Genomic DNA, 7,307 nt, shown 5'->3' with positions numbered 1-7,307 from the left:
TTTCAATAAAGTGTGGTAACGATGGCAAGAAGGAGACACCTGTACCCATGCCGAACACAGAAGTTAAGCTTTTTAGCGCCGAGGGTAGTTGGGGGATTCCCCCTGCAAGAGTAGGACGTTGCCACGCTTTTATTTTTCCGCCATAGCTCAGTTGGTAGTAGCGCATGACTGTTAATCATGATGTCGTAGGTTCGAGTCCTACTGGCGGAGTTTTAAACGCGATTAGCGTTTTTTTTATATATAATGTCAATTTTTTATTAGTGAGTAAAATTTTTGTTTCATCTAGCCGGCTTAGCTCAGTTGGTAGAGCGTCTGAATCGTAATCAGAGGGTCGAGGGTTCAAGTCCTTTAGCCGGCATTGCTGCTTTAGCTCAGTTGGCAGAGCGCAACCATGGTAAGGTTGAGGTCGTCGGTTCAATCCCGATAAGCAGCTTAATAAAATGTTGATATAGAAACATTTGTGACGGGACTGGGAAAAAACTAAAATTTTAGTCTTTTGATTAACATTTGAAAAATTGAAAACAGCTTAGAATCAACGTTTCTGACGACGTAATTATAAGTTGTTTTTTATTTTTAAAACTTTTTTCCCAGCCCCGTTATTTTTTGATTATGTTTGGAGTATAATTATAAATTCATTTACAGTACTGTATCTCTTTTACTTGTTCGATGAGTATAGAGATTATATTTTTATCCAAAGTTTGTTATTTTGTATATTTTACCTAAAAAAGATAAGATACGTTATAAAATTCACTAATTTTTAAAATGATACTTTGTAATAATTGAGTATGCATTTTATCTAAAAGAAACAGTGTGTTTTTAAGATGAGAATAGATAAAATATTAGCATAGAATATGAACTTCTAGCTAAATGTATGCATCTAGCTTTATAGTAAAAATAAATTTTTTGTATCTAGGTGACTTTTAAAAATATATAATATATTTGTATCAAACTAATTTATACTACTTTTTGAATCGTGACTTATTTATCTTTAAATCTGTCGTTTATGTTTTGAATGTTTTTACATTAAGGTGACTGTATACCACAGTATTAAGACTTTTCACTTATTTGATTTAGCATTTATCGTATTTGAGTTGGAAAACGAGGATTAATTTGGATAAATAGTAAAGTATTCTTGAATTTTTTAGCTATTTTCTTGATTTTTTTCTTATTTTTGATATGATAATTATAGTTAATTTATAGCGTGCAGTGAAAGTGCAGCTTCGTCTTGAATGCAGGCGTAGTATGCACTTTTCTTTGTATTTTAATTTAAAAAGATGAGGAAATGCGTGATGTTAGAGTTTGATACAATAGCAGCGATTTCAACTGCTTTGGGAGAAGGTGCTATAGGTATAGTACGTTTATCCGGTATAAATGCAGTTGGTATTGCAAATCAGTTGTTTAAGGAAAAAAATTTAGAAAAAGTTGATTCTCATACTATTCATTATGGACATATTATTAATCCAAAAGAGAATAATTGTGTTGTTGATGAAGTGATGTTGTCTGTTATGCGTGCCCCAAGAACGTTTACAAAAGAAGATGTTGTAGAGATTAATTGCCACGGTGGAATGGTTGTTGTTAATCAAGTGTTGCAAGTAGTTTTACAAAATGGAGCACGATTAGCTGAACCGGGAGAATTTACAAAACGGGCTTTTTTGAACGGAAGGATTGATTTGACACAGGCTGAGGCAGTCATGGATTTGATTAGGTCTAAGACGGATCAATCAATGAAGCAGGCTTTAAGGCAAGTTGATGGGCAATTATCAGCACTTATTGGAAAAAATAGACAGACCATTTTGAATACATTGGCACAAGTTGAAGTGAATATTGATTATCCAGAGTATGATGAGGTTGAAGAGATGAGCTTGAATGTCTTAAAAGAAAGTGCAACTAAAGTCAAAGTAGAATTAGGAATGTTGCTTAAATCGGCTAGTCAAGGAAAAATTTTACGTGATGGCTTGCAAACGGCAATTATTGGGCGACCAAATGTTGGGAAATCAAGTTTATTAAATCGCTTATTGCGTGAAGATAAGGCTATTGTGACAGATATTGCTGGAACGACACGTGACACGATTGAAGAATATGTCAATGTTAGAGGTGTGCCTTTAAAATTGGTCGATACGGCAGGAATTCGTGAAACTGATGATATTGTTGAAAAAATTGGAGTTGAACGGAGTAAAAAAGCTCTAAGTGAGGCTGATTTTGTAATACTTATTTTGAATAGTTCAGAAAAATTAACTCATGAGGACAAGGCTTTAATTGAACAAACGAATGCGTATAAAAGGGTCATTTTACTCAATAAAATAGATTTACCATCTGCATTAGACAGGCAAGAGCTAGCCACATATATTGGAAAAGACAGTATTATTGACATGTCAATACTTAATAATGAAGGAATTGATTGCCTAGAAGAAAATATTGCACAATTATTTTTCAGTGGGCATGTGAATGATAGGGATGCTACGTACGTATCTAATGTTCGTCATATTGCACTCATTCAACAAGCAATAGAAAAAATTGATGATGTGCTAGAAGCTATTGAAATGGGTATTCCCGTTGATTTAATCCAAATTGATTTTACAAGAGCATGGGAGTTATTAGGCGAAATAACTGGTGAAACAGTGCAAGATGAATTGTTGAATGCTTTGTTTAGTCAATTCTGTCTAGGGAAATAGGAGGTTAGTATGATACAACTTGCTACGATTTGTTACATTGATAATGGGAAAGAATGGTTATTGTTACACAGAAATAAAAAAGCCAATGATGTGCATCAGGGTAAATGGATTGGGGTAGGTGGTAAATTTGAAGACTCAGAAACACCTGAGGAATGTGCAAGACGTGAAATTCAAGAGGAAACGGGATTGATTGTTCAAAAAATGCAATTATGTGGCATAATAACTTTTCCAAATTTTACACCACAAAAAGATTGGTATACGTATGTTTTTCGTGTGAGTGAGTTTACTGGTGAATTGGTAAAAGAGTGCAAAGAGGGAACTTTAGAATGGGTATTGTATGAAGATATTTTACAAAAACCAACTTGGCAAGGAGATTATCTTTTTATGAAATGGATTTTGGAGAAAAGAGCATTTTTCTCTGCAAAATTTGTCTATCAAGACGGAAAATTAATAGAAAATAATGTCACTTTTTATGATAATATGTAAATAATGGTCTTTGCTTCAATAGTAGTGAATGTATGTGAATTGGAAAGGAAAAGTACATGGATTTTAGATTTTTTAATAACAATGTACGGTGTGGTGTACGAGCAGCAGAGTTAATTATGAGAGATGATTATATTTATTTAGTGTATGCTAATCAAAAATATGCTACACTTGGCGGAGCTGCTCTAGTTAATGAAACAACACAGGAAGCTGTTGTGAGAGAAGTATTTGAAGAACTGCATGCACGTGTTGAAGTCAACCAGCTAGCTTTTGTTGTTGAAAATTTTTTTACAGAAGAAAATATACAGTATCATAATTTAGAGTATTATTATTTTGTTACGCTTTTAGATGAGCCAGCTAAGTATGTACTTGATGAAGATGCACATTTCCCTTGTGAGTGGGTACATGTGAGTGAGTTAAAAAATCTTGATTTAAGACCTAGGTTTTTGAAAGAAAAATTAGTGGATTGGAAAGGGATAGAGCATATTATTGTAAATGATCGCTAGAAAGATTATACAGGCGAATGATAAGTTTGCCTTGTTTAAAAAGGTATAGTGCTTAGATAATGGCTAGATAGTATGAATCTAGTAAATTTTATGACAGTAGGATTTTATGCATGAAATTTTTATCAACCTGATATGATTATGTTTTTTGATGTAGAATATGACAAGGTCATTGTTCAATAGGAGGTCATATATTTTAATGTAAAGTAAACAAGTTAAGCATAGATATGGTTTTAATAGATTAAACTATTTGCTGAATTAGGATATATGATAATGAGTAGTTTGAATGAAATGTTTATTAAATGATGTAATGATGAAATAAAATGAAGAGAAAATAAAGGAGAATACAAGTGGAACGATTTGAATCAGGACATTATGACGTTATTGTTGTTGGAGCAGGACATGCAGGAAGTGAGGCAGCACTTGCAAGTGCACGTATGGGACAAAGAACGTTATTATTAACGATTAGTTTAGATATGGTGGCATTTATGCCGTGTAATCCATCTATTGGTGGTCCAGCTAAAGGCGTTGTTGTTAGAGAAATTGACGCTTTAGGTGGTGAAATGGGGAAAAATATCGATAAATCGTATATTCAAATGCGTATGCTGAATACAGGGAAAGGCCCTGCTGTACAAGCTTTACGTGCTCAAGCTGATAAGTATGTGTATGCAACAGAAATGAAACACACTATTGAGCAACAAGAGAACTTGACTTTACGTCAGGGAACAGTTGAACGTTTGGTTGTAGAAGATAATGTGTGCTGTGGTGTGATAACACACACAGGAGCAATATATCGTGCTAAAGCGGTTGTATTAACCGCAGGAACGAGTTCAAGAGGGAAAATTATTATTGGAGAATTGATGTATTCATCTGGACCAAATAATTCGCAGCCGTCTATTAAATTATCGGAGCATTTGGAGGAATTAGGATTTGAATTGGCACGTTTTAAAACAGGAACTCCTGCACGTGTGTTATCTTCAAGTATTGATTATACGCAAACGGAAATTCAGCCTGGAGATGAGAAAGCAAACCATTTTAGTTTTGCAACACCAGATGAAGCATATCGTAAAAATCAAATTCCGTGTTGGTTAACGTATACAAATGAAAAAACGCATCATATTATTCGTAAAAATTTACATCGTGCCCCTATGTTTACAGGAATTGTCGAAGGTGTAGGAGCAAGATATTGTCCGTCTATCGAAGATAAAATTGTTCGATTTGCTGATAAATTGCGACATCAATTATTTTTAGAACCAGAGGGAGAAAATACACAAGAAGTGTATGTTCAAGGATTGTCCTCGTCTTTACCAGAGGAAGTACAAGAAGAAATGATACATTCTGTTGTTGGATTAGAAAATGCTAAAGTGATGCGAACTGGATATGCGATTGAATATGATGTAATTATTCCACATCAATTACGTCCATCATTAGAAACAAAACGTATTAAAAACTTGTTTACTGCTGGACAAATGAATGGAACTTCTGGATATGAAGAGGCAGCAGGTCAAGGGTTAATTGCAGGAATTAATGCAGCTTTACGTGCTCAAGATAAAGAACCATTTATTTTGGAAAGGAGCCAAGCTTATATTGGTGTAATGATTGATGATTTAGTGACTAAGGGAACTACAGAACCGTATCGTCTATTAACATCAAGAGCAGAGTACCGTTTATTATTAAGACATGATAATGCTGATTTTAGATTGAGTGAGATTGGGCATAAACTAGGGCTACTGTCTAGTGAACGTTTAGAACAGTTCATATTAAAAAAGAATGCAGTTGAACAAGAGATAGAACGCTTGATGCAAACACGTTTAAAACCAAATGAAGCATTACAAACATTTTTAAAGGAAAAGCATTCAGCAGAATTAAAAGACGGTATTTTAGCAAGTGATTTATTGAAACGTCCTGAAATTAACTATAGTGAGATTTTGCGCTTTGCCCCTACTTTAGAGCAGTTGCCTAGGGAAGTTAGAGAACAGGTGGAAATACAAATAAAATATGAGGGATATATTGCAAAAGCAGCGGAAAAAGTGGAACGCATGAAAAAAATGGAAGAAAAACGTATTCCAAAACAGATAGATTATGATACAATTAATGGGCTGGCAACCGAGGCTAAGCAAAGACTAAAACTTATCCAACCTGAAACGATTGGACAAGCAAGTCGTATTAGTGGTGTAAATCCGGCTGATATTTCTATTTTAATGATTTATATTACTCAAGGAAAGTGGTAAGCCATTTTTGTGGATTGATAATTGTGTAAAAAGTAAAGTGCCATAAAGGAGAAATGAATGTGAAAGTTGTTAAGTTTGGAGGCAGTTCACTTGCTTCAGCCGAACAGTTAAAAAAAGTTTTAAATATCATTAAGGAAGATGAACAACGTCGTATTGTTGTTGTTTCAGCACCTGGAAAACGATTTAAAGAAGATGAAAAAGTTACCGATTTATTAATTGCTTTAGCAAAAGCAAAGTTAGCTGATGAAGACACAACTTATTTACTAGATAAAATTATTCTTCGTTATGCCGATATGGTTAAAGCATTAGAGATTACAGAACCTGTTTTACAGCAAATTGAGGAAAACTTACAGATGTTATTATCTTCTGTAACAGAACCGTCTTATTTTATTGATGCTTTAAAAGCTAGTGGTGAGGATAATAATGCCAAATTGGTAGCCGCTTATTTTAGAAAAGAAGGATTAGATGCTATTTATATTAATCCAAAAGATGCTGGATTAATTGTGAGTGATGATCCAGGGAATGCTAATGTGCTTGAATCGTCTTATGACAGTTTAAAACAATTAGCAACCCGTAAAGAGATTGTCGTATTTCCGGGATTTTTTGGCTATACAAAAGACGGTAAAGTGGTGACATTTTCAAGAGGAGGTTCGGATATTACTGGAGCTATTGTAGCTAAAGGTGTACGAGCTTTATTATATGAAAATTTCACAGATGTGGACGGCATTTGTGTAGCCAATCCAGCAATGGTGGATAATCCAAAACGTTTGGAATACATGACTTATCATGAAATGCGTGAGTTATCGTATGCCGGATTTGGTGTGTTTCATGATGAAGCATTGCAACCGGCTTTTTCAGAGGGAATTCCTGTACGTGTGAAAAATACAAATAATCCTTCAGCACCAGGAACATTAATTACAACAAGTGTTCCAAGTACTACGCATGTGGTCACAGGAATTGCCAGCATGAGTGGTTTTACAACGATTTATGTTGAAAAATATTTAATGAATAGAGAAATAGGATTTGGTCGTAAACTATTGCAAATTTTGGAAGAATTACATGTTAGTTTCGAACACATGCCCTCAGGAATTGATGATTTAACGGTATTATTACGAGATAATCAGTTGTCTCCTGAAAAAAATGCTATTTTACTTCAACGCATCAAATATGAATTAAATGTTGATGAAGTGTATTTTAACGATCCTATCTGTTTAGTTATGTTGGTTGGAGAGGGTATGGTTGAGTCTATTGGAACATTAGCACGGGCAGCTTCAGCCTTTGCTAGAGCAGAGATTAATGTGCAAATGGTTAATCAAGGCTCTTCAGAACGCAGTATTGTATTTGGTGTTAGTCCAGAAGATGAGCAACTTGCTGTTCAAGCGTTATACGAAGAATTTTTTGGATAAGAGTTTACGTTG

5 protein-coding genes, 3 tRNA genes and 1 rRNA gene are annotated in these 7,307 nt (G+C 34.3%); all 9 read left to right on the top strand.

Translation table 11 applies throughout. The features are described from left to right. Window positions 1-11: 11 nt before the first annotated feature. A 5S ribosomal RNA gene (rrf, locus tag E4T68_RS00820) occupies window positions 12-127 on the top strand. A gap of 9 nt (window positions 128-136) precedes the next feature. Further along, a tRNA-Asn gene (locus tag E4T68_RS00815) sits at window positions 137-210 on the top strand. Between the two features lie 75 nt (window positions 211-285). Continuing rightward, window positions 286-358 (top strand) — tRNA-Thr (locus tag E4T68_RS00810). A 2-nt stretch (window positions 359-360) separates the two neighbouring features. After that, a tRNA-Thr gene (locus E4T68_RS00805) sits at window positions 361-433 on the top strand. A gap of 841 nt (window positions 434-1,274) precedes the next feature. Beyond that, window positions 1,275-2,672 (top strand): tRNA uridine-5-carboxymethylaminomethyl(34) synthesis GTPase MnmE, encoded by a 1,398-nt coding sequence (mnmE, locus tag E4T68_RS00800; protein ID WP_167753752.1) that lies wholly within the window; start codon window positions 1,275-1,277, stop codon window positions 2,670-2,672. A 9-nt stretch (window positions 2,673-2,681) separates the two neighbouring features. Beyond that, window positions 2,682-3,158: an 8-oxo-dGTP diphosphatase gene (locus tag E4T68_RS00795; RefSeq protein ID WP_135123152.1), complete on the top strand. Its 477-nt coding sequence runs from the start codon at window positions 2,682-2,684 to the stop codon at window positions 3,156-3,158. 56 nt (window positions 3,159-3,214) lie between these two features. Then, entirely contained in the window at window positions 3,215-3,661 is a 447-nt protein-coding gene (locus E4T68_RS00790; RefSeq protein ID WP_135123150.1) for an NUDIX hydrolase, read from the top strand. A gap of 347 nt (window positions 3,662-4,008) precedes the next feature. Next, entirely contained in the window at window positions 4,009-5,889 is a 1,881-nt protein-coding gene (mnmG, locus tag E4T68_RS00785) for a tRNA uridine-5-carboxymethylaminomethyl(34) synthesis enzyme MnmG (protein WP_135123148.1), read from the top strand. A gap of 59 nt (window positions 5,890-5,948) precedes the next feature. Further along, the gene (locus E4T68_RS00780) at window positions 5,949-7,295 is read left to right on the top strand and encodes an aspartate kinase (RefSeq protein ID WP_135123146.1); all 1,347 of its coding nucleotides are present in this window, start codon (window positions 5,949-5,951) and stop codon (window positions 7,293-7,295) included. The last annotated feature ends 12 nt before the right edge of the window (window positions 7,296-7,307 follow it).

Source organism: Granulicatella sp. WM01, assembly GCF_004570605.1.
GTDB lineage: Bacteria > Bacillota > Bacilli > Lactobacillales > Aerococcaceae > WM01.
This window is presented reverse-complemented; position numbering and strand designations above follow the sequence as displayed.